Below are 20,966 nucleotides of genomic sequence, written 5' to 3'. Positions count from 1 at the left end.
CCCGACGGGGCCGGTGCCCCACTCAGCCGTTGGATCACCGGCCGTCCTGCTGGTACTCAGCCCTGGCAGTTGGCGATGTTGCCCAGCGGGGCGCAGTTCGCCGGGTTGTTCTTGAACACCCGCGACCGGATGTCCACTGTGACGCTGCCGGTCGGCCCGGCGTTGAAGTTGCCGCCGCCTTCGGCACCGGCCTGGTTCTCGGTGATGATGCTGCGCTGGATCACGACGGTGCCGGTCACACCGTTGTGGATCCCGCCACCGGTCTGGGTGGCCTGGTTGCGCAGGATCGCGGTGTCGGCAAGGGTCAGCACACCGTTGTTGGTGACGCCCCCGCCGAGCAGACCGGCGACGTTGCCGAAGAACGTGGTGCCCCGGTGCTCCTCGATCCGCTGCTCGATAGCCGAGCCCGCAACCTCGATCCCCTGGCTCTCCTCCTGCTTCTTCCCCTCTTCGTCCTTCTTCTGGTCGCCGCCGCGCTCGTCCTTCTTCTGGTCGCCGCCGCGCTCGTCCTTCTTCTGGTCGCCGCGCTCGCCCTTCTGGTCGCCGCGGCGCTCGCCGCCCTCACCGGCGCCCTTGCCGCCGGACTTCTCCGCGGTGCTGCCCTTGCCGGACTCGCGCTGGGAACCCTTGCCGTCCTCGCCCTTGCGCTCGTCGCCCTTGCCGGACTCGCTCTTGCCGTCCTCGCCCTTGCCCTTGCCGTCCTCGCCCTTGCCGGACTCGGACCGGTTCCCGCCGGCCTCGCTGGACCCGTTCTCGGACTGCTGGACCTGGTCGGTCGGCAACGTGGGTTCACCCGGCAGGACAGTGGTGGTCGTTCCGGGAGAGGTGAAGAGGCCACCGCCGGACAGGATCGCGGTGTTCTGCACGAACTTGACGTTGCGCAGCTGGAGGTCGGCGCCGGTGTTGCCGATGCCGCCGCCGTTGAAGGTGGCGATGTTCAGTCGGAAGGTGGTGTCGGTGACCGACCCGGAGCCGGCGGTGAGCTGGAGTCCACCTCCACTGCCGGCGGTCTGGTTGCCGACGAAGGTGCTCTCCCTGACCTGCACCGTACCGCCGGTGCTGGCGACCGCTCCGCCCCCGTTGGGTGCGATGCTGGAGGTCTTGTTCGCCTCGAAGTAGGTCTTCTCGACGGTCAGCGTGCCGGTGTTGGAGACGGCACCGCCGCTGCCCCCCGCGTTGTTCAGGGTCAGGCTGCTGTCCTTGAGGACCGTGGTGCCCAGGTTGGCGATCGCCCCGCCGACAGCTCCGCCCCCGGCGGCGTTGTTCTGGGTCAGCTTGACGCCGTTGAGCTCGGCCCGCCCGCCGGCCTGCACCAGAATGGCCCCACCGTCGTTCCCTCCGGTAACCAGACCGTTGCGCAGGGTGAGGTCGCTCAGGCGCAGGTTGCCACCGGGGCCGACCTGGAAGATGCGGAACAACGCCGGTGCCGCGCTCGGCAGGTCGAAGGCCCGCTCCAGGGACGAGTGCTCGCCCAGGATGGTGATGTCGGTGGTGATCGGGGGCAGCGCGTTGCTGCCTGTCGACGGGCCCGTTGTGGCGGTCCCGTTGCGCAGCTCGTACGTGCAGTCCCGGGCGAGCTTCAGCGTCCCGCCCAGGTGCTGGTTGGCCAGGTTGATCGCGGCGAACAGTTCGTTGACGTCGCACGGCACGTTCGTGACGTTCAGGACCTGGTCGCCGTCACCCTCGCGGCCGTTCTGGCCCTCGCCCCGGGCCGAGTCGTCCCGCTGGCTCTGCTGGCCGCCGAGGTCGTCGACACGGGTGACGGCACCGGCGTTGGTGGCCGCGACCAGGCCGAGGCTGACCACGCCGGTCAACCCGGCGATTCCGGTGGCGAGCCACTTCTTACGGCGGTTGCGCGCCGTCGGGTCGACGGCGTCGCTGGTGTTCAGGTGATTGGACATCGGAGCTCTCTGCCCTCTCCTTGTATTCAGACAAGGTCGCTCCGCCATGGCGAGGCGCCCCTTGGCTACAAATCGGTTGTAGCTGCTGAAAACCACCGTAGGAGAGCATCCCTCGCTTCGAGGGCATATACGAAAAAAGCCCACAACCGGGCATTTACCGCCTGGTTATGGGCGAGAGCGGGAGGAAAAGGCCGGTTCTCGGGAGATGCCGCGACCCGGCCGGGTACGGGTCGGGGCCCGTGCCACGGAGGGTCTCCGTCGGCATGGGCCCCGAGCTATGTGGATCAGCCGAGCACCGTCGGGGCGGTCTCGGCGCGGCTCGCCGGTACGGTCCGGCGACGGCAACCAACGGGTGGAGCAGAAGGACTGTCGTGTTCACGTCCTGAAACCCACCGTAGCGGGCGAATCGCCACTAGGCGGACTTAACCGAGGAAAGTCCGTATCGGGGGCGTACCTGCCGTCCGGGGACGAGCCGCCTGTCGGCGTCGGGTCACCCGGGCAGCCGGGGTCCGGCCTCCCGCTGCTGGGCCAACCAGGTCTCCACCTCGTCGGACCGACGCGGCAGCGCGGCCGACAGGTTCACCGCACCGGTCGCGGTGACCAGGACGTCGTCCTCGATCCGGACGCCCACCCCGCGCAGCTCCTCGGGGACCAACTCGTCCTCGGGCTGGAAGTAGAGCCCCGGCTCGACGGTGAGCACGTAGCCCTCCCCGAGCGCCCCGTCCCGGTAGGTCTCCCTGCGGGCGTTGGAGCAGTCGTGCACGTCGAGGCCGAGCATGTGACCGAAGCCGTGCAGCGTCCACCGCCGGTAGACCGACGACTTCTCGTCCATCGCCTCGTCCACGCTCACCGGCAGCAGCCCCAGGTCGGCCAGCCCCTCGGCGAGGACCCGCATGCAGGTCAGATGGACCTCCCTGAACGCCACCCCCGGCTTGACGGCGTCGATGCCGGCCTGCTGTGAGGCGTACACGATGTCGTAGACCTGGCGCTGCAACGGGGTGAACCGGCCGTCGACGGGCAGCACCCGGGTGACGTCGGCGGTGTAGAGGTTGCGCCCCTCCACCCCCATGTCCATCAGCAGCAGGTCACCCGGTCGGGTGGCACCGTGGTTGTGCACCCAGTGCAGGATCGTGGCGTGCTCGCCGGCCCCGACGATCGAGCTGTATCCGACGTCGTTGCCGTCGTGTCGGGCCCGCAGCGCGAAGACCCCCTCCAACAGCCGCTCGGAGACCGACCGGTCGGCCGGGAGGACCCGCGCCACGTCCTCGAACCCCCGGACCGTGGCGTCGATCGCCTCCTGGAGCTGGGCGATCTCCCACTCGTCCTTGACCAGCTTCAGCTCCGACACGGCGACGGCCAGCTCCCGGTCGCGGGCGGGCCGCCCCTCGGCGCGGGGACCGTCGTACTGGCGCACCCCGGCGTCGACCCGGTCGTCGAAGCCGCGCAGCACCCGGGTACGGGCCGGGGCGAGGTCGGCCAGCGCCGCCTCCAACTCGGTCAGGTCGGCGGTGGGCAGACCCAGCTCGGTGGACTTCTCGGCCAGTGTGTGCCGTCGGCCGACCCACAGCTCGCCGTGGCGGCTGCGGAAGAACTCGTCGGTCTGCCGGGACGACCGGGGTCGCATGTACAGGGTGGCGTCGTGCCCCGATCCGGTGGGCCGCATCACCAGCACGCTGTCCGGGTCGTGGTCACCGGTCAGGTAGACGAAGTCGCTGCCGGGGCGGAACGGATGGTCGGTGTCGTTGGCGCGTACCTTCTCCCCGCCGGTGGGGATGACCAGCGTCTCGCCGGGGAAGGCCGCGGAGAGCGCGGCCCGGCGCTTGGCGTGGTCGGGCGCCTGCGGCCGGGGGGCCACCGGGAGGGTGGTGTCCCGCCATCCCTGCCGCATGAAGGACAGGAAGGCCTCCGGGAAATCAGGGTCGTGCGATTCGGTGCCGTCGGTGGGTTCTCCACCGGTCCGCTCCTCGTTCATCAGTCCGCTCCCTTCCGTCGCCCACTGGTCCAGACGGTACCTGCGTGCGGGGGTGGGGTGGAGACCCTCCGGTGCCGCGACGGGGAGTCGCGGGCACGTGGAAAGATGGCGGCCATGTGCGGACTCCTGGCCTTCTTCAGCGCGAACGGCAACGCCGCCGCCCACCGCGACCACATCGCGGGGGCGTTGGAATGCCTGCACCACCGCGGACCGGACGAGACAGGGGTCGAGGTCATCGGCGACGCCACCGGCCACTACGCGGACGGGGTCTTCGCGCACAAGCGGTTGGCCATCATCGACGTGGCCTCCAGTCACGAGCCCCTGCCGTACGCGGGCGGCCGTTACCTGCTCACCTTCAACGGTGAGATCTACAACTACATCGAGCTGCGCGAGGAGCTGATCCGGCAGTACGGGGCACAGTTCGCCACCGCCGGTGACGGCGAGGTGATCGTCGCGGGCTACCACTACTGGGGCGAGCAGGTGCTCACCCGGCTGCGCGGTATGTTCGCCTTCGTCATCTGGGACCGCCAGGAACGGCGGGCCTTCGGTGCCCGGGACAACTTCGGCATCAAGCCCCTGCACTACCTGGAGACCGCCGACGGGCTCTACCTCGCCTCGGAGAAGAAGGCGCTGCTGCCGTTCGCCCAGTCCGCGTACGCCGGTGACGCCGGGATCGACACGGCGAACCTCAGCCACTACCTGACCCTCCAGTACGTGCCGGAGCCGGGGACCCTGCACAAGGGGATCAACCGGATCGGTTCGGGGGAGTACCTCTCCTGGGCACCGAACGGGCGACTGGACGTGCGCCGGTGGTACCGCCCGGTGTTCCGGCCCGCCCCGGTCGCCGACGAGCAGCGGCTCTACCACCAGATCCGGGAGACGCTGCGGGAGAGCGTCCGGATGCACATGCGCTCCGACGTGCCGGTCGGCTCGTTCCTGTCCAGCGGCATCGACTCCACCGCCGTGGTGGCGTTGGCGCGGGAGTTCAACCCGAAGATCCTCACCTTCACCGTCGGGTACGACGTCCCCGGCTACTCCGAGATCGACGTGGCCCAGGACTCGGCGCGGCACCTCGACGTGACCACCATCCCGACCAAGATCGGGCCGCAGGACATGATCGACGCCCTGCCGAAGATCATCTGGCACCTCGACGACCCGGTGGCAGACCCGGCGCTGGTGCCGCTCTACTTCGTGGCGAAGAAGGCCGCCGAGCACGTCACAGTGGTCCTCTCCGGCGAGGGGGCCGACGAGTTCTTCGGCGGGTACACCATCTACCGGGAGCCGCTCTCCCTCAGCAGCGTCAACGGCCTGCCCGGCGGGGTCCAGAAGGGGCTCCGGGCGGTCTCCCGGGCCATCCCGCAGGGCGTCAAGGGCAAGAGCTTCCTGGAGCGCGGCACCACCCCGCTGGAGGAGCGCTACTACGGCAACGCCCGGATGTTCACCGAGGAGGAGAAGCAGCACCTGCTGCGCCGCTACGACCCCTCGGTGCGCTACACCGACGTCACCGCCCCGATCTACGCCGAGTGCACCGAACTCGACGACGTCACCAAGATGCAGTACGTCGACCTGTACACCTGGCTGCGGGGCGACATCCTGGTCAAGGCCGACCGGATCTCCATGGCGCACTCCCTGGAGGTCCGGGTCCCGTTCCTTGACAAGGAGGTGTTCGACGTGGCGGCCACCATCCCGGTGGACCTCAAGCTCCCGCCGCGCTCGGAGGCCACCAAGTACGCCATGCGTCAGGCGTTGCAGGGCGTGGTCCCCCCGGCCATCGTCAACCGCAAGAAGCTGGGCTTCCCGACCCCGACCCGGGTCTGGCTGCGCGGGGAGATGTACGAGTGGGCCCGGTGGGTGCTGTCCAACTCCGGTGCCGGTGACCTGATCGACCTGTCGTACGCCATGCGGCTGCTGGAGGAGCACAAGCGGGAGGAGGCCGACCACTCCCGCAAGGTGTGGACCGTCCTGATCTTCTGCATCTGGCACTCGATCTTCGTGGCGAAGACCCTCGACCCGGGTATCCAGCGCAACCAGTCCGCCCTGCTCACCAAGCCGGTGGTCGGCTCGATGGTCCGCTGACCCGTCCGTCGTCCTGCGGCCCTACAGGCAGCGAACGAGGGGGCCGATCCCGTCACGGGAACGGCCCCCTCGGTCCGTCGTGGTGGACTCAGGTCACCGGCCGGTGCAGGTGACAGTGGGCAGTGCGCCCGTACCGCCGGCCACGAACCCGAAGCTGGTCCGTCCCTCCGGTGCGAGGGCGCCGTTGTGGCCCGCGTTGGCGACGGTGATCGTCGAACCGGAGAGGGTCGACGAGCCGTTCCACACGCTGTGGATCGTCTGTCCCGCCGGGAGGGTCCAGGTCGCCGACCATCCCGACCACGTGTTGGAGGTGTGGTTCATGATCTCCACCTCACCCTGGAACCCACCGGACCAGGTGCTGGTGACCTTGTAGACGGCCATGCAGCCGGCACCGTTGTTCGGGGGCGTGGTGGGCGGGGTGGTCGGGCCCGTCGTCGGCGGAGTCGTCGGCGGGTTGGTGGGAGGAGTGGTCGGCGGGGTCGTCGGCGGCGTGGTGGGCGGGTTGCCGCCCGAGCCGATCCCGGTGACCTCACCGTTGCCACCGTCGAAGGTGACGTCCGAGCAACCGAAGAAGTTCTCCTGGCTGTCCGAGCGGACCCAGCGGGAGTAGATGATGTGCCGGCCGCTCTTGTTGGCCGGCAGGTTCCCGCTGAAGTAGTAGTGACCGTCGTTGGTGCCGACAGCGCCGCGCTGCGGCGGGTTGGTCACCTGGAGGAACGGCTGCTCCTCCAGGTCGGACCAGGCCAGCGGCCGGGTCGGGCTCCAACTGTTCTTCGTGACGTAGAAGTAGAAGGTGCCCGGGTGGTGTGCCCAGTTGGAGTACTTGAACTCCATCCGGGCCCCGGCGGTCAGGTGGGTCAGCGGCCAGTCGTTACGGGCCGCGTCGTACCCGCTGAAACCGGTGTTGCCGCCGCTGCACAGCTTGCCGTCCGGGATGAAGCCGACAGTCCGGCCGTTGGCGTCGGAGCGCAGCACGCTGAACCAGTTGTACAGCGAGTTGGTCCCGCTGGTGTTGACGGCGGAGGAGCAGGCCGGATTGTTGGGCCTGATCTCACCGGTCTGACTGAGGCCGTCGCGCCAACACAGGTAGGTGCGGCTGCCCGGGGTCATGGCCGCGCCGTGCGCGGCGGCCGGGGAAGAGTGGATCACCACGGTGAGGGCACCGACGGCGAGGGTCACGGCCGCGGTGAGCAACGCAGCCGTACGGGAACGGTTCACGGAAGTTCTCCTGACTCGCGGAACGGCCGTCACCGACCGACCCGCTGACGAGCGGAATCGACGATCGCGTGACGCACCACAGCCCCGGTGGGGCCGGGCGAGCGTCTGTCGCGTCGGTCCGTCACACGGACCGGGTGCCCTCGCGTTGGCTCTTACCCGCGATCGGCGAACGCGGCAGCCCCCCGCGTCGTCCGACCACCCTCATCTCACCACGCCGAACCCCCCACGTGCAATAGCCTCACTTCGATGTGTCGGGGGTGATCGCCCACGTCAGGGGCGGCACAGCCCAGACCGGTGGAACCCCCGCCCCGGGCGCGGGGCGCGCCCGCCCCGACACCGGTACGGTGATCAAGACGCCGTCGGCCCCGACCGGCGGGCGGTACGGACGCGGTGCGGTGAAGGGACTCCGAATGGGACACGCGGTGGTGCTCGGCGAGGCACTTGTCGACCTGCTCGACTCCGAGCACGACGGAGCCCCCGTCTTCCGACAGGCGATCGGCGGCGGCCCCCTCAACGTGGCCGTCGGCGTGGCCCGCCTCGGAGGACAGGTCCAGTTCGTCGGCTCGCTCGGCGAGGACACCCTGGCCGACCGGATCCGGTCCTTCCTCACCGACGCCGGCGTCGGACTGGCCGGCACCGTCACCGTCGCCGCCCCGACCACCCTGGCCGTGACCACCTTCGCCGGTCCCGAACCCGACTTCCGCTTCTACGGCGACCCCCCGTCCTACGGGCTGCTCGAAGCCGACGCGCTCGACACCGACCTGGTCGCCGGGGCCGACGTCCTCTACGCCGGGTCGATAGTGCTGCTCTGCCCGGCGACCCTCGCCGCCGCCCGCCGAGCCTGGTCGCTCGCCGGTGGGCTGCGGGTCTTCGACCCGAACGTCCGCCCCCGCCTGCTCGACGGCCCCGACGCGTGGGACGCGCTGCGGGCGGTGGTCGCCGAGTTCGCCGCCGGGGCGAACCTGGTCAAGCTGAGCGCCGCCGACGCCGAACTGCTCTACCCCGGCCAGCCCGTCGAGTCGGTCGCGGCGTACCTGCGGGAACTCGGGGCGAAGGCAGTGGTGGTCACCCTCGGTGCGCAGGGCGCGCTGGTCGCCACCGGCACCGAGACGGTACGCGTACCCGCCCCGAAGATCGAGGCGGTGGACGCCACCGGGGCCGGTGACTCGGTGATGGCCGCGCTCGTCGCCGACCTGCTCGCCGACGGAGAACCCGCCGACCTCGCCGGATGGGCCGACCGGGTGGCCTTCGCCCTCCGGGTCGCCGCGGTGGTCTGCGAGTCCCCCGGCGGGGCGACGTCCATGCCCACCCGCCCCCAGGTCCACACCCGCTTCCCTGGGTAAGGAAGGGCCCCTTCTTAACGCCTCCGGTAGAGAAGGGCACCCCTTTCCCGTCACCCGCGCAGGCGATGCCGAGGTGGGCGGGTCCGGGGTGCGCGCGGGTGGGAGGTGCCCGGGTCAGTCTTCGCCGTCGAGGTGGCGGTAGCCCCGTCGGGCGGCGGTGAGGGCGGCACGGGCCCCGAAGGGGGCCTCCGCCGCGACCCGCTCCGGCGGGGCCCCGGCGGTGTGGGCGGACCGGATCAGCCAGGCCAGCTCGGCGAGCCGGCTGTGCTGCTCCTGAACGAAGGCCACATCCACCGGATCCCCGTGGCCGGGGACGACGAGCGTCCCCGGGGTGCTCGACCGGAGCAGGTCGGCGACCGCCTCCGGCCAGTGCAGGGGGTACGAGTCCGCGAAGTCCGGGGGTGCCCCCTGCTCCACCAGGTCCCCTGCGACGAGCACCTGCGCGTCGGGTACCCGGACCACCACGTCCCCGGCGGTGTGCCCCCGACCGGGGTGGCGCAGCAGCACCGGCCGACCCCCCACGTCGATCCACTCCTCGGTACGCACCGTCCGGTTCGGGGCCAGCACCTCCACCTCGGCCAGCTCGGCGGCGAGCCCCGGCAGCTCGGCCCGGATCTCCTCGGCCCCCTCCCGACGGATCCGCCCGGGCTGCTCCCGGAGGGCCTCGGCGGCCAACGGATGGGCCCAGACCGGGCAGGGAGGATCCCCGGCCAGTGTGGCGTTGCCGAAGCAGTGGTCGAAGTGGTGGTGGGTGTTGACGATGCTCCACGGGTGGGGGGTCACCTCCCGGGCGGCGGCGGCCAGTGCGGCGGCCTGCCCCGGGGTGGAGAGGGTGTCCACCAGCAGGGCCGCACCCTCCCCGCAGATCAGGGTGACGTTGACCCGCAGCAGGGGCTCCTGCAGCACGTACACCCGGTCGGCGACCTCGACGAAGCGCAGGCTCACGCCGACCCCCCGATGGGACCGGCCGTTCCGGCGGGACCAGCATTTCCGGCGGGACCGGCCGTCTCGGTGGGACCGGGGGTTCCGGTGGGACCGGGCCCGTCCGGGGGCGTACCGGGGGCTGCCTGGCCGATCCGGTCGAGGAAGCGTCGCCGGTCCACGACCATCCGCTCCACCCGCCCCCGGGCCGCCGTCTCGGCACCCTCGGTGAGGGTCACCTCGAAGGTCAACCGCCGTCCCTGTACGTGGGTCAGCCGGGCCTCGGCCACCACGGTCCGGCCCACCGGGGTGGCCGACAGGTGCTCCAACTCCACCCGGACCCCCACGCTCGTCGACCCGGGAGGTAGCCGGGGTGCCAGGGCCGCCACGGTGGCCGCCTCGGTCAGGGCCAGCACCCGGGGGGTGCCGAGCACCGGCACGTCCCCCGAGCCGACAGCCAGTGCCGTGTCGGACTCGGTCACCGTCAGCTCGACCCGGCCGCTCAACCCCGGGGCGAGGGATTCCTCCCGCATGCCCCACAGCCTAGGCGGGTCCGGGCCCGCCGGGGAGCAGGACCATCCGGTACCCGAGCAGCGGGGTCGGTCATCGGGGGTGGTCGGCGTCCATCGATACGACTTACGCCGTTAACCTTGACCGCGATGGCCGTCGTGACTGACCCCCAGCCCCCCGCCCGCACCGACACGCCCGTACCGGACGACGGTGGGCGACGTCGCCTGATCGCCATGTCGATCTGGAGTGTCGCCTTCGTCACCGGCTGGCTGACGATCGGCCTGCCCACCGACCCGGTCTATGCCTTCGTGTGGATCTGGGCGGCGACCATCGCCTGGAACTCGGCCCGCCCGTGGCGCAGCCACCTGCGGTTCGGTCGGGACTGGGCGCCGGTGGTGATCCTGCTCGTCATCTACAACCTCTCCCGGGGCTTCGCCGACAACGGCGCGATCCCGTACTCGTACGACCTGATCGTCGCCGACCTGGTGATGTTCGGGTGGCTCACCGGCGGTGTCGTGCCGACCGTCTGGCTCCAGCAGCACCTCTACCAGCCGACCGTCCAGTGGTACGACGTACTGGTCAGCTGGGTGTACTTCTCCCACTTCGTGGTGGCCTTCGCCGCCGCCGCCGTCCTCTGGATGCGCAACCGGGCCCGGTGGATCGCGTTCATCAGCCGGTTCGGGTTCCTGTGCGCCTCGGGGCTGGCCACCTACTTCATCTACCCGGCCGCCCCGCCCTGGTGGGCGGCGCAGTACGGGCTGATCGAGGAGGTCGCCCGGATCTCCACGCGAGGCTGGCGGGCGTTCGGCATGGGCGGGGCGGGCAACCTGCTCAACGCCGGCCAGATCGCCTCGAACCCGGTCGCGGCGATGCCGTCGCTGCACACCGCCTGGGCGCTGTTCGTGGTGCTGTTCTTCTTCCCCTCGGTACGCCGCCGCTGGTGGCCGCTGCTGCTGCTCTACCCGCTGGCGATGACCTTCACCCTGGTCTACTCCGGGGAGCACTACATCATCGACGTCCTGGTCGGCTGGGTGTACGTCGGCATGACGTTCCTCGTCGTCGGACTGGCCGAGCGGTGGTGGCGCAAGCGCCGTGGACGACGTACGCCGGCACAGGAGGCCGCCGGGCCGGACTACGACCGGGCAGCGGTGGGGGCGGAGGCCGCCGCCCGGGACGCCGACTCCGGGGCCACCCCGCCGACGACGAGCGGCACGAACCCGGAGACGGACCGGCAGCCGGTGGCTGTCTCCGAGCCGGGGACGGATCCGAAGCCGACGCCGACAGCGGAATCGGAGCCGGGAACGGAGCCGGAGCCGACGGCGGAATCGAAGCCGGGGACGGAGCCGAAGCCGAAGCCGACAGCAGACCCGGAGCCGGGGGTGGATCCGGACACCAAGGGCCGACCCCCGACCGGGACCCCGGGCGTGCCGGTCAGCTGAGCAACCCGCCCCGACCAACCCGGACACCGACACCCGACGCCCGTCCGACCCGCACCGATGCGGGCCGGGCGGGCGTCAGTGTCGGATACGACAGTCAGCACCGAACCCGGCCGCCACTGTCGAACCCGGCCGCCACGTTCGGATGGGGCCGCCAGTGTCGGGTGCGGCCGTCACTGGCGGGTACGAGCGGCGTGTGCCCTGTCGGTCAGCTCCGCGGCCAACGCCCACGCCTCGGCGAGGTCCCGGTCCTTGGCGGCGGCACCCGCCCCACCGGCGGTGTCGGCGTGCACTGTGGCGAGGCGCAGCCGCCGCTGCAAGGGCCCCTGGACCACCCGGACGCTCTGGATCCGGGCGTACGGCACGAGGGCCAGGTTCCGGGTCAGCAGACCGGACCGGGCGGCGAACACCTCGTCGGCGAGTCCGCTGCCCAACCGGGCCCGGCTCAGCGGGTTCAGCCAGCGGGCCCGGGGCGGGGGCGGGGCCATCGGCAGGTCGGCCAGGCGTACCCCGGGCAGCACCTCGGCCACGATCATCTCCCCGGTGGGGAGGTCACCGACCGGCAGCAGTCGGTCGGGTCGGTTGCGGTCGTCGGACTCGCCGGCGGAGTAGCCGGCCACCTCCAGTCGTAGCCGCAGCCATCCCTTGAACCGCCAGAGCAGCGGCCAGGTGACCGCGACAGTCTGGACCCGGTTGAGCGGAACGGTCTGCGCCCGGGTCTCCAGCAGCCCCTTGTGGATCCGGAGCACCTCGTCGTCGCGGGCGATGCGGAACGCCCAGTCGTCGAGGACCCGTCGGATCGGCTGCAGGACGACCCCGGCCATCGCGGTGAGCGTGCTCGCCACCGCGACGAAGGACCAGGAACCCTCGGAGAGGAACTGGGTCGTCACGAACGCCACGCCGAGGGGCAGCATGATCGCCTGCGGGGTGAGCAGCTGGCTGATCAACAGATGCTGGTTGCGGACCGCGTGCAGGGGCCGACCGGCCGGGGCGGGTGCCGGGGCGGCGTCGGTGGTGGTGGACTCGGGCGTGTTCGCCCTGGCCGGAGCGGTCACCCCGCCGGCCAGGGCGAGGAGCCGGGCGCGCAGCGCGGTGGCGTCGGCGACTGTCAGGTACGCCAGCGGGGCCTCGGTCTTGCCGCCGCCCACCACCTCCAACCGCAGCTCGGCCAGGCCGGTGAGTTGGGCGAGCAGCGGCCGGACCACTTCGACGGCCTGCAACCGTTCCAACGGGATGGCCCGGGTACGCCGCCACAGCAGCCCCTCGTAGACCCGCAGTTCCCGGCCGACGACGTGGTATCCGGTGTTGTACCAGCTGATCACCGCCAGGATGGTGGCGCCCAGGGCCAGCACGGCGACCATCACCGCGAACCAGCCGAAGCCCACCCGGGACAGGGTCGACCAGGACAGCCCGGCGATCACCACGACCAGTGACTTGGCTCCCTGCAGAGCCGGGCTGAGCGGATGCAGTCGTTGCCGGGGCTCCACGGTCGGGCCGACGCCGACGTGCGGCCCACCGGGTGGCGGGTGGACCGGCTGTCCGGCCGGCCCACTGATCACCCCTCCGGCGAGGGCGTGCACCACCCCGGTCGTCACCGGCACCGGAACGCCGGGCACCGCCGGCACCGGAGCGTCGGACGGCACCGGAGCGTCGGGTACCGCCGGTGCCGGTGCCGGTGCCGGTGCTGGTGCGTCGTCGGTCGGGGTGCCGGCGTCGGTCGGGTCGAACGCTTCGCCCGGCGGCGGTGTCGGCTCCGGGCCGAACTGTCCGGGCTGTGGGGCGGGGACGGGTCGGTCTGTCGGCTCCGGGCCGAACTGTCCGGGCTGTGGGGCGGGGACGGGCCGGTCTGCCGGCTCCGCGCCGAACTGTCCGGTCGTCGGATCGGGGTCGGGTCGGCCGTTCGACGGTGCCGGTCCGGCGGCTGCGGTCACAGCCCCTCCGCCCGGTCCTCGCCGAGCGCGGTGAGCCGGTCGCGGAGCCGGGACGCCTCGGCCGGACGCAGCCCGGGCACCCGGGCGTCGGTGGCCGCCGCTGCCGTGTGCAACTGCACGGTGGCCAGGTCGAAGGCGCGCTCCAGCGGACCGGCGCTGACGTCCACGAACTGCATCCGGGCGTACGGCACGATGGAGAGCCGTCGGACCAGCAGCCCGTGCCGGACCAGCAGGTCGTTCTCGCGTTCGGCGTACCCCCAGGCCCTGACCGCGCGGACGATCCCGATCACCCGCAGGACCCCGATCAGCACCACGAGACCGAGCGCGGTGCCGAAGAGCCAGTGACCCGTCCACGCCCACCCCACTGCCGTGCCGAACAGCAGGACGGCCAGGGTCATCGACAACCGGATCAACTCCACCCAGATCTGGTCGTGGGAGATCGACTGCCAGCGTACGGTGGCCGGCCACGGCTCCAGCGGGCTGACCGGGGCGGCCCCGGCCGGTTCGCCGCCACTGACCGTCGGTGATCTGTCGGGTGCGCTCACGTGTCGAGCGTAGGCGATCCGGGTGCCGCCGCGACCTCCCGCAGGAAGCCACGGGCACCGAGGAAGTCCCCGAGGAAGGCCCGGTGCTCCGGGCAGGCCATCCAGGTCTTGCGCCGATCGGCCTGGTGGAGGCGGGGATTGTTCCAGTGCAACGCCCAGGTGGCCCCGGCGCGGCAGCCGCGGGCCGAACAGACGGGCGGCGGTTCGACGGGGGCGCTCATCCGAGCGAGTCTAACGCCGTCGACCCCGACCGGCTGAGCGGCGAAGGCCCCGACCGGCTGAGCGGCGAAGGCTCTGGGCTGAGCGGCGGAGGCACCCGACCGGCTGAGCGATGCAGGGCACCGGGCAGGGCGACGCGGGCAGGTGGCGGGGAGGCGGCGAGAACGCAGGGGGAGGGCGGCGAGAACGCCTGTGCGGTGGGGGTGACCGGCGGCCGGATCAGGTCGGGCGGCCGGGAGTTCGAGCGCCGGGCGGCCACGGGGGGAGCCGCCCGGCGACGGGATGAATCGTACACGTGCCGGACCCCTCCGTGTCCACCCGTGGCGGCGTTTCGGGCACCCGGGACGGGAGGGCGAAAATCGGCTTCTCCGTGTCTCGGCTCTCAGCCGGGCATGCGAGTCTTGTACGGCACGACGACACGACGACCGACCACGCTGTGGAGGACCGGTGGCCCAGCCGACCACACCCGACGCCCCGACGCCGACCGACGGCGACCCGCAGGGCCCCTCCGCTCCGGTCACCACCCCGGCGGAGGACGCCACGTTGGTGGAGCGGGCGTTGTTCGAGATCAAGCGGGTGATCGTCGGGCAGGACCGGATGGTGGAGCGGATGTTCGTCGCGCTCCTCGCCCGGGGTCACTGCCTGCTGGAGGGGGTGCCCGGGGTGGCGAAGACCCTCGCCGTGGAGACCCTGGCCACTGTGGTCGGCGGCTCGTTCGCCCGGGTGCAGTTCACCCCGGACCTGGTGCCCGCCGACGTGATGGGCACCCGGATCTACAGGCAGTCCAGCGAGAAGTTCGACGTCGAGCTGGGGCCGGTGTTCGTCAACTTCCTCCTCGCCGACGAGATCAACCGGGCGCCGGCGAAGGTGCAGTCCGCCCTGCTGGAGGTGATGAGCGAGCGGCAGGTCTCCATCGGCGGTGAGACCCATCGGGTGCCGGATCCCTTCCTGGTGATGGCCACCCAGAACCCCATCGAGCAGGAGGGGGTCTATCCGCTGCCCGAGGCGCAGCGGGACCGGTTCCTGATGAAGGTGGTGGTGGGGTATCCGACCGACGCCGAGGAGCGGGAGATCGTCTACCGGATGGGCGTGGCCCCACCGGTCCCGGCGCGGGTGTTCACCACCACCGACCTGATCGCCCTCCAGCGCAAGGCGGACCAGGTCTTCGTGCACAACGCGCTCGTCGACTACGCGGTCCGGTTGGTGCTCGCCACGCGTACCCCGGCGGAGCACGGGATGCCCGACGTCGCGCAACTGATCCAGTACGGTGCCAGCCCGCGCGCCTCCCTCGGGCTGGTCCGGGCGACGCGGGCGATCGCCCTGCTGCGCGGTCGGGACTACGCGTTGCCCCAGGACGTGCAGGACATCGCGCCGGACGTGCTGCGGCACCGGCTGGTGCTCAGCTACGACGCGCTCGCCGACGACGTGCCCGCCGACCACGTGGTGCACCGGGTGATGTCGACGATCCCGCTGCCCTCGGTGGCCCCCCGGCAGCAGGCCACCCCACCCCCGGTCGGTGCGCCGGGCGGCGGGTGGCCCGGACAGTAGCCGTGACCGAGTCCACCCCCACCGGTTCGGGACCCTCCACCCCGGCTGTCGCGCCCCGGACCGAGGCCGTCCTGTCCCGCCTCCAACTGATGGTGACCCGCAAACTCGACGGCCTGCTCCAGGGCGACTACGCCGGTCTGCTGCCCGGACCGGGCAGCGAGGCGGGGGAGTCGCGGGAGTACCGCCCCGGTGACGACGTACGCCGGATGGACTGGCCGGTCACCGCCCGGACCACCACCGCGCACGTGCGGCGTACCGTGGCCGACCGGGAGTTGGAGACGTGGCTCGCTGTGGACCTCTCGGCGAGCCTGGACTTCGGCACCGGGCAGTGGCTCAAGCGGGACGTGGCGATCGCGGCGGCCGCGGCGATGACCCACCTGACGGTGCGTGGAGGCAACCGGATCGGCGCGGTGATCGGCACCGGCCCGGCGACGCCGCCGGCACCGGCCCGGCGGTGGCGACGATCCACCCCACCCCCGGAGCCCGGGCCGGGCGTGACCGTCCGGGTTCCGGCCCGGTCCGGCCGCAAGGAGGCGCAGGGGCTCCTGCGGGCGTTGGCCCGGACCCCGGTCCGGCCGGGACGCAGCGACCTCGGCGCGCTCGTCGACATGCTGAACCGGCCGCCGCGACGGCGGGGGGTCGCGGTGGTCATCTCCGACTTCCTCGCCCCGCCGCAGGAGTGGAGCCGACCGGTCCGTAAGCTTCGGGTCCGCCACGACGTGCTGGCCATCGAGGTGGTCGACCCGCGTGAGCTGGAACTGCCCGACGTCGGGGTGCTCCCGGTGGTCGACGCGGAGACCGGGCAGCTGCACGAGGTGCAGACCGCCGATCCGGGGCTGCGCCGCAGGTACGCCGAGGCGGCTGCGGCCCAGCGGACGGCGATCGCCCGGGAGCTGCGCGGGGCCGGGGCCGCGCACCTGCGTCTGCGTACCGACACCGACTGGCTGCTGGACATGGTGCGCTTCGTCGCCGCACAGCGGCACGCCCGCACCCGGGGGACGACACGATGATCCGATTTCTGCAACCGTGGTGGCTGCTGGCCGTGCTGCCGGTGCTGGCCCTCGCCGCCCTCTACGTGTGGCGGCAGCGCAACCGGCGGGCGTACGCGGTCCGGTTCGCCAACGTGGACCTGTTGCGTACCGTCGCGCCGAAGGGGTTGGGTTGGCGTCGGCACGTGCCGGCCACCGCGTTCCTGCTCTGTCTGCTGGTCCTGTCCAGCGCGTTGGCCCGGCCCGCGTTGGACACCCGGGAGCCGTTGGAGCGGGCCACCATCATGTTGGCCATCGACGTGTCCCTGTCGATGCAGGCCGACGACGTCTCCCCGAACCGGTTGGAGGCCGCCCAGGAGGCGGCAAAGCAGTTCGTCGACGAGCTTCCGGAGACGTACAACCTGGGGTTGGTGTCGTTCGCCAAGTCGGCGAACGTCCTGGTGCCGCCGGGCAAGGACCGGGCCGCGGTGACCGGGGCGATCGACGGGCTGGTGCTGGCCGAGGCGACGGCGACCGGTGAGGCGGTCTTCACCTGCCTGGAGGCGATCCGGTCGGTGCCGGCCGACGGGGCGGCGGGCATCCCCCCGGCGCGGATCGTGCTGCTCTCCGACGGGTTCCGGACCTCCGGCCGGTCGGTCGAGGAGGCCGCCAGCGCGGCGCAGGCGGCGAACGTCCCGGTCTCCACCATCGCCTTCGGCACCGACACCGGGATGGTCGACATCGGCGGTCAGCTCCAGCGGGTGCCTGTGGACCGGATGGCCCTGGCCCAACTGGCCGAGACCACCGAGGGCTACTTCTACGAGGCCGCCTCGGTCACCGAACTCAAGCAGGTCTACCAGGACATGGGCAGCTCGATCGGGTTCCGGACCGAGGCCCGCGAGATCACCCAGTGGTACGCCGGCCTGGCGCTGCTGCTGGCGCTCTGCGCCGGGGCGACGAGCCTGCTCTGGACCTCCCGGATCATCTGAGCCCGACGTGGCACCGGTTCCAGCCGGTGGGGTGCCGGGCGTGGTGGGTTAGCGCTTACCTGCCGGTAACGCCTAGGCTCCCCACCGACGTGGATCAGCGACACTCCGAGGGGGACCCGTGGCCCGTACCGTGCTGGTGACCGGTGGCAACCGGGGGATCGGCCTGGCCATCGCCCAGGCCTTCGCCAAGCAGGGCGACCGGGTGGCGGTGACCCACCGCTCCGGCGACGCGCCGGAGGGACTCTTCGGGGTCAAATGCGACGTCACCGACGCCGCCTCGGTCGACGCGGCGTTCACCGCCGTCGAGGCCGAGCTGGGGCCGGTCGAGGTGCTGGTGGCCAACGCCGGGATCACCGACGACACCCTGCTGCTGCGGATGAGCGAGGAACAGTTCACCCGGGTGCTGGACACCAACCTGACCGGCGCGTTCCGCTGCGCCAAGCGGGCCTCGGGAAAGATGCTGCGGGCCCGGTGGGGTCGGATGATCTTCATCTCCTCGGTGATCGGTCTCTACGGCGGCCCCGGTCAGGTGAACTACGCGGCCAGCAAGGCCGGCCTGGTCGGCGTGGCCCGGTCGATCACCCGGGAACTGGGCAGCCGCAACATCACCGCCAACGTGGTCGCGCCCGGCTTCATCGACACCGACATGACCGCCGCCCTGCCCGAGGAGCGTCGGGCCGAGTACGTCAAGGCCATCCCGGCCGGCCGACTGGCCAGCCCGGAGGAGGTCGCCGCAGTGGTCGCCTGGCTGGGCGGGGACGGGTCGAGCTACATCTCCGGCGCCGTGATCCCGGTCGACGGCGGCCTGGGTATGGGTCACTGAGAAAACACGGAGGAACACCACATGTCCGGACTGCTGGCCGGTAAGCGACTGCTGGTCACCGGCGTCATCACCGACGCCTCGATCGGCTTCTCGGTGGCGAAGCTCGCCCAGGAGAACGGCGCACAGGTAGTGCTCACCGGCTACGGCCGGCTCTCCCTGGTCGAGCGGATCGCCAAGCGACTCCCCGAACCGGCCCCGGTGATCGAACTCGACGTCACCGACGCCGAGCAGCTCGCCGGACTCGCCGGGAAGGTACGCGAGCACGTCGACGGGCTCGACGGGGTGGTGCACTCGATCGGGTTCGCCCCGCAGAGCTGCCTCGGCGGTGGGTTCCTCGACGCGCCGTGGGAGGACGTGGCGACGGCGTTGCAGGTGTCGACGTACTCGTACAAGTCCCTGGCCATGGCGGCGCTGCCGCTGATGTCCCCCGGCGGGGCCGTTGTCGGGTTGACCTTCGACGCCACCAAGGCCTGGCCGGTGTACGACTGGATGGGCGTGGCCAAGGCCGGCCTGGAGTCAGCCTCCCGCTACCTCGCCCTGCACCTGGGGCCGAAGGGCATCCGGAGCAACCTGGTCGCCGCCGGACCGCTGCGGACCATCGCCGCGAAGTCGATCCCCGGCTTCGACAGGTTCGAGCAGGCCTGGACCGAGCGGTCCCCGCTGGGCTGGAACCTCACCGACGCCGAGCCGGCCGCCCGGGCCTGCCTGGCCCTGCTCTCGGACTGGTTCCCGGCCACCACCGGCGAGATCGTCCACGTCGACGGCGGGTACCACGCCACCGGCGCCTGAGATGTGAGGAAGTGAGGGGTGTCGGCGGGCCGTCGGGATGGGCGGGCCAGAATGGTGCCATGGCGTACGACGCGGTGGTGCTGGTCTCCTTCGGTGGCCCCGAACGGCCCGAGGACGTGATGCCGTTCCTGCAGAACGTGACCCGGGGGCGGGGGGTCCCGCCGGAGCGACTCGCCGAGGTGGCCGAGCACTACCAGCACTTCGGTGGGGTGTCCCCGATCAACCAGCAGTGCCGGGACCTGCTCGCCGCGATCCGTGAGGACTTCGCCGAGCACGGTCTCGACCTGCCGGTGTACTGGGGCAACCGGAACTGGCACCCGATGCTCGCCGACACCGTGGCACAGATGCGCGACGACGGGGTCCGGCACGCCCTGGCCTTCGTCACCAGCGCGTACGGCGGGTACTCGTCGTGTCGGCAGTACCAGGAGGACGTCGTCGCCGCGCGTGCGGCGGTCGGCCCGGACGCGCCGGCCATCGACAAGCTGCGGCAGTTCTGGGACCACCCGGGTTTCGTCCAGCCGCACGCCGACGCGGTCAGGGCGGCGCTGACCCGGCTCGACCCGGCCCGCCGGGACACCACCAGGCTGGTGTTCACCGCCCACTCGATCCCCACCTCGATGGCGGCCAACGCCGGTCCGCACGGCGGCCGGTACGAGGCCCAGCTGCGGGAGACGGCCCGGTTGGTGGCCACCGAGGCCGCCCCGGACCTGCCGTACGACCTGGTGTGGCAGAGCCGTTCCGGCCCGCCGCACGTGCCGTGGCTGGAGCCGGACGTCAACGACCACCTGGCCGCCCTTGCCGAGGGGGGCACCTCGTCGGTGGTGGTCAGCCCGATCGGTTTCGTCTCCGACCACCTGGAGGTGGTGTGGGACCTCGACACCGAGGCGCTGGAGACCGCCCGCCGGCTCGGCCTTGACTTCGTCCGCGCCGGCACCCCCGAGACCGATCCCCGGTTCGTGGCGATGATCCGGGAACTGGTCCAGGAGCGGATCGACCCGGACGGGGTGGACCGGCGACGCCGCCTCGGTGAGCTGCCGATCTGGGACACCTGCCCGACGGTGTGCTGCGTGCCCGCCCGTCGACCCTCGCCCGCGTCGACGACGCCGCGAGGGGAGGGACGATGACCGAACGCAAGCCGGTCGAGAGCTGGCTGACCGACATGGACGGCGTGCTGGTGCACGAGGGGCAGCCGGTGCCGGGGGCACCCTGCCGGCGGCCGGGTCGGTGGCGGCGATGATCTCGAAGGCGACGGGGGTCGACCCGTACTTCGTGGGCAAGCCCAACCCGATGATGATGCGGTCGGCGTTGAACACCATCGACGCCCACTCGGAGAGCACCGCGATGATCGGTGACCGGATGGACACCGACGTCCTGTGTGGTCTGGGGGCCGGGTTGGAGACGATCCGGGTGTTGACCGGGATCAGCTCCCGGGCGGAGGCGGAGCGCTACCCGTACGGTCAGGGGCGCAGCGGGGCGTTGCAGGCGGCGACCAGGGCCTGTCGGCAGGCGGCGGTGAGGGGGCGCAGGGCCGCGTCGCGCAGCTGTGCCTCGTAGTTGTTGACCGCCCCGCCGGGTGCGGCGTGCCCGGCCAACGCCAGGACCCGGTCGAGGACGGCGGCGCGGGCGAAGAGCCGTCGGGCGCGCGGGTCGAAGCCGGGGGGCAGGTCGGTGGTGCCGTCGGGGCGGCGCAGCGCGGCCAGCGCCCCGGCCAGTTCGGGTCGCCACTGGGCGACGTCCAGTCGGGTCAGGACGGCGGTGGTCTCGGCCAGCGCGGCGG

General features: G+C 71.9%; 16 protein-coding genes and 3 pseudogenes. 10 read left to right on the top strand and 9 right to left on the bottom strand.

Annotated features, from left to right (window positions below):
- Positions 1 to 56: 56 nt before the first annotated feature.
- Both ABT336_RS03640 and ABT336_RS03635 read right to left on the bottom strand, forming a co-directional pair.
- Positions 57 to 1,901, bottom strand: coding sequence for a hypothetical protein (locus tag ABT336_RS03640; RefSeq protein ID WP_350894921.1), 1,845 nt, complete (start codon positions 1,899 to 1,901; stop codon positions 57 to 59).
- Between the two features lie 490 nt (positions 1,902 to 2,391).
- Positions 2,392 to 3,873, bottom strand: a complete 1,482-nt coding sequence (locus ABT336_RS03635; RefSeq protein WP_350894920.1) for an aminopeptidase P family protein — start codon at positions 3,871 to 3,873, stop codon at positions 2,392 to 2,394.
- 114 nt (positions 3,874 to 3,987) lie between these two features.
- Between ABT336_RS03635 and asnB the strand changes: the two genes are divergently transcribed.
- Positions 3,988 to 5,949: an asparagine synthase (glutamine-hydrolyzing) gene (asnB, locus tag ABT336_RS03630; RefSeq protein WP_350894918.1), complete on the top strand. Its 1,962-nt coding sequence runs from the start codon at positions 3,988 to 3,990 to the stop codon at positions 5,947 to 5,949.
- Between the two features lie 93 nt (positions 5,950 to 6,042).
- Here the strand turns inward: asnB and ABT336_RS03625 are convergent, their stop codons facing one another.
- The gene (locus tag ABT336_RS03625) at positions 6,043 to 7,167 is read right to left on the bottom strand and encodes a lytic polysaccharide monooxygenase (RefSeq protein ID WP_350894917.1); all 1,125 of its coding nucleotides are present in this window, start codon (positions 7,165 to 7,167) and stop codon (positions 6,043 to 6,045) included.
- 410 nt (positions 7,168 to 7,577) lie between these two features.
- Here ABT336_RS03625 and ABT336_RS03620 point away from each other — a divergent pair, with 410 nt between their 5' ends.
- Complete coding sequence (locus ABT336_RS03620; protein WP_350894916.1) at positions 7,578 to 8,510, top strand: carbohydrate kinase family protein; 933 nt, start codon at positions 7,578 to 7,580, stop codon at positions 8,508 to 8,510.
- A 114-nt stretch (positions 8,511 to 8,624) separates the two neighbouring features.
- Here ABT336_RS03620 and ABT336_RS03615 read toward each other — a convergent pair whose 3' ends face one another.
- Both ABT336_RS03615 and ABT336_RS03610 read right to left on the bottom strand, forming a co-directional pair.
- A complete protein-coding gene (locus ABT336_RS03615) occupies positions 8,625 to 9,455 on the bottom strand; it encodes an MBL fold metallo-hydrolase (RefSeq protein WP_350894915.1) in 831 nt (276 codons plus the stop codon).
- Positions 9,456 to 9,586: 131 nt separating this feature from the next.
- Positions 9,587 to 9,964: pseudogene (locus ABT336_RS03610) on the bottom strand (thioesterase family protein); the annotation flags it as partial.
- Positions 9,965 to 10,090: 126 nt separating this feature from the next.
- On the opposite strand from ABT336_RS03610, the pseudogene ABT336_RS03605 reads away from it, so the two are divergent.
- Positions 10,091 to 11,125 (top strand): annotated as a pseudogene (locus ABT336_RS03605) (phosphatase PAP2 family protein); the annotation flags it as partial.
- A gap of 425 nt (positions 11,126 to 11,550) precedes the next feature.
- Here the strand turns inward: ABT336_RS03605 and ABT336_RS03600 are convergent.
- The 3 genes from ABT336_RS03600 to ABT336_RS03590 form a co-directional block, all read right to left on the bottom strand.
- A complete protein-coding gene (locus tag ABT336_RS03600; RefSeq protein WP_502891100.1) occupies positions 11,551 to 12,960 on the bottom strand; it encodes a PH domain-containing protein in 1,410 nt (469 codons plus the stop codon).
- Positions 12,961 to 13,304: 344 nt separating this feature from the next.
- A complete protein-coding gene (locus ABT336_RS03595) occupies positions 13,305 to 13,853 on the bottom strand; it encodes a PH domain-containing protein (RefSeq protein WP_502891094.1) in 549 nt (182 codons plus the stop codon).
- Complete coding sequence (locus ABT336_RS03590) at positions 13,850 to 14,074, bottom strand: hypothetical protein (RefSeq protein WP_350894914.1); 225 nt, start codon at positions 14,072 to 14,074, stop codon at positions 13,850 to 13,852. Before ABT336_RS03590 ends, ABT336_RS03595 begins: the two co-directional genes overlap by 4 nt.
- Positions 14,075 to 14,519: 445 nt before the next feature.
- On the opposite strand from ABT336_RS03590, the gene ABT336_RS03585 reads away from it, so the two are divergent.
- From ABT336_RS03585 to ABT336_RS03555, 7 genes and pseudogenes are all read left to right on the top strand, one after another.
- The gene (locus ABT336_RS03585) at positions 14,520 to 15,620 is read left to right on the top strand and encodes an AAA family ATPase (RefSeq protein ID WP_350894913.1); all 1,101 of its coding nucleotides are present in this window, start codon (positions 14,520 to 14,522) and stop codon (positions 15,618 to 15,620) included.
- Entirely contained in the window at positions 15,605 to 16,630 is a 1,026-nt protein-coding gene (locus ABT336_RS03580; RefSeq protein WP_502891093.1) for a DUF58 domain-containing protein, read from the top strand. The genes ABT336_RS03585 and ABT336_RS03580 overlap by 16 nt, the downstream gene beginning before the upstream one ends.
- On the top strand, positions 16,627 to 17,577 hold the full coding sequence (locus ABT336_RS03575) for a VWA domain-containing protein (protein WP_350894911.1): 951 nt from the start codon (positions 16,627 to 16,629) through the stop codon (positions 17,575 to 17,577). Before ABT336_RS03580 ends, ABT336_RS03575 begins: the two co-directional genes overlap by 4 nt.
- Positions 17,578 to 17,695: 118 nt before the next feature.
- Positions 17,696 to 18,400 carry a 3-oxoacyl-ACP reductase FabG gene (gene fabG / locus ABT336_RS03570; RefSeq protein ID WP_350894910.1) on the top strand — a complete coding sequence of 235 codons (705 nt, stop codon included), beginning with the start codon at positions 17,696 to 17,698 and terminating at the stop codon, positions 18,398 to 18,400.
- A gap of 21 nt (positions 18,401 to 18,421) precedes the next feature.
- Positions 18,422 to 19,189: an enoyl-ACP reductase FabI gene (gene fabI / locus ABT336_RS03565; protein ID WP_350894909.1), complete on the top strand. Its 768-nt coding sequence runs from the start codon at positions 18,422 to 18,424 to the stop codon at positions 19,187 to 19,189.
- Positions 19,190 to 19,248: 59 nt separating this feature from the next.
- Positions 19,249 to 20,313, top strand: coding sequence for a ferrochelatase (locus ABT336_RS03560; protein WP_350894908.1), 1,065 nt, complete (start codon positions 19,249 to 19,251; stop codon positions 20,311 to 20,313).
- A gap of 76 nt (positions 20,314 to 20,389) precedes the next feature.
- A pseudogene (locus ABT336_RS03555) lies at positions 20,390 to 20,743 on the top strand (HAD hydrolase-like protein); the annotation flags it as partial.
- Here the strand turns inward: ABT336_RS03555 and ABT336_RS03550 are convergent.
- Positions 20,647 to 20,966, bottom strand: a 320-nt coding sequence (locus tag ABT336_RS03550) for an Rv1486c family protein (protein WP_502891092.1), incomplete at its 5' end; no start/stop codon positions are given. The pseudogene ABT336_RS03555 and the gene ABT336_RS03550 overlap by 97 nt on opposite strands.

Origin of the sequence: Micromonospora sp. NPDC000207 (assembly GCF_040300925.1) — a bacterium.
Taxonomy (GTDB): domain Bacteria; phylum Actinomycetota; class Actinomycetes; order Mycobacteriales; family Micromonosporaceae; genus Micromonospora.
The sequence above is the reverse complement of the archived record's forward strand: the minus strand, read 5'-3'. Positions and strand labels throughout refer to the sequence as shown.

Coding starts and splice junctions, on each gene's coding strand:
- ABT336_RS03640 (WP_350894921.1), bottom strand. CDS start 1,901: ATGTCCAATCACCTGAACACCAGCGACGCCGTCGACCCGACGGCGCGC.
- ABT336_RS03635 (WP_350894920.1), bottom strand. CDS start 3,873: ATGAACGAGGAGCGGACCGGTGGAGAACCCACCGACGGCACCGAATCG.
- asnB (WP_350894918.1), top strand. CDS start 3,988: ATGTGCGGACTCCTGGCCTTCTTCAGCGCGAACGGCAACGCCGCCGCC.
- ABT336_RS03620 (WP_350894916.1), top strand. CDS start 7,578: ATGGGACACGCGGTGGTGCTCGGCGAGGCACTTGTCGACCTGCTCGAC.
- ABT336_RS03590 (WP_350894914.1), bottom strand. CDS start 14,074: ATGAGCGCCCCCGTCGAACCGCCGCCCGTCTGTTCGGCCCGCGGCTGC.
- ABT336_RS03575 (WP_350894911.1), top strand. CDS start 16,627: ATGATCCGATTTCTGCAACCGTGGTGGCTGCTGGCCGTGCTGCCGGTG.
- fabI (WP_350894909.1), top strand. CDS start 18,422: ATGTCCGGACTGCTGGCCGGTAAGCGACTGCTGGTCACCGGCGTCATC.
- ABT336_RS03560 (WP_350894908.1), top strand. CDS start 19,249: ATGGCGTACGACGCGGTGGTGCTGGTCTCCTTCGGTGGCCCCGAACGG.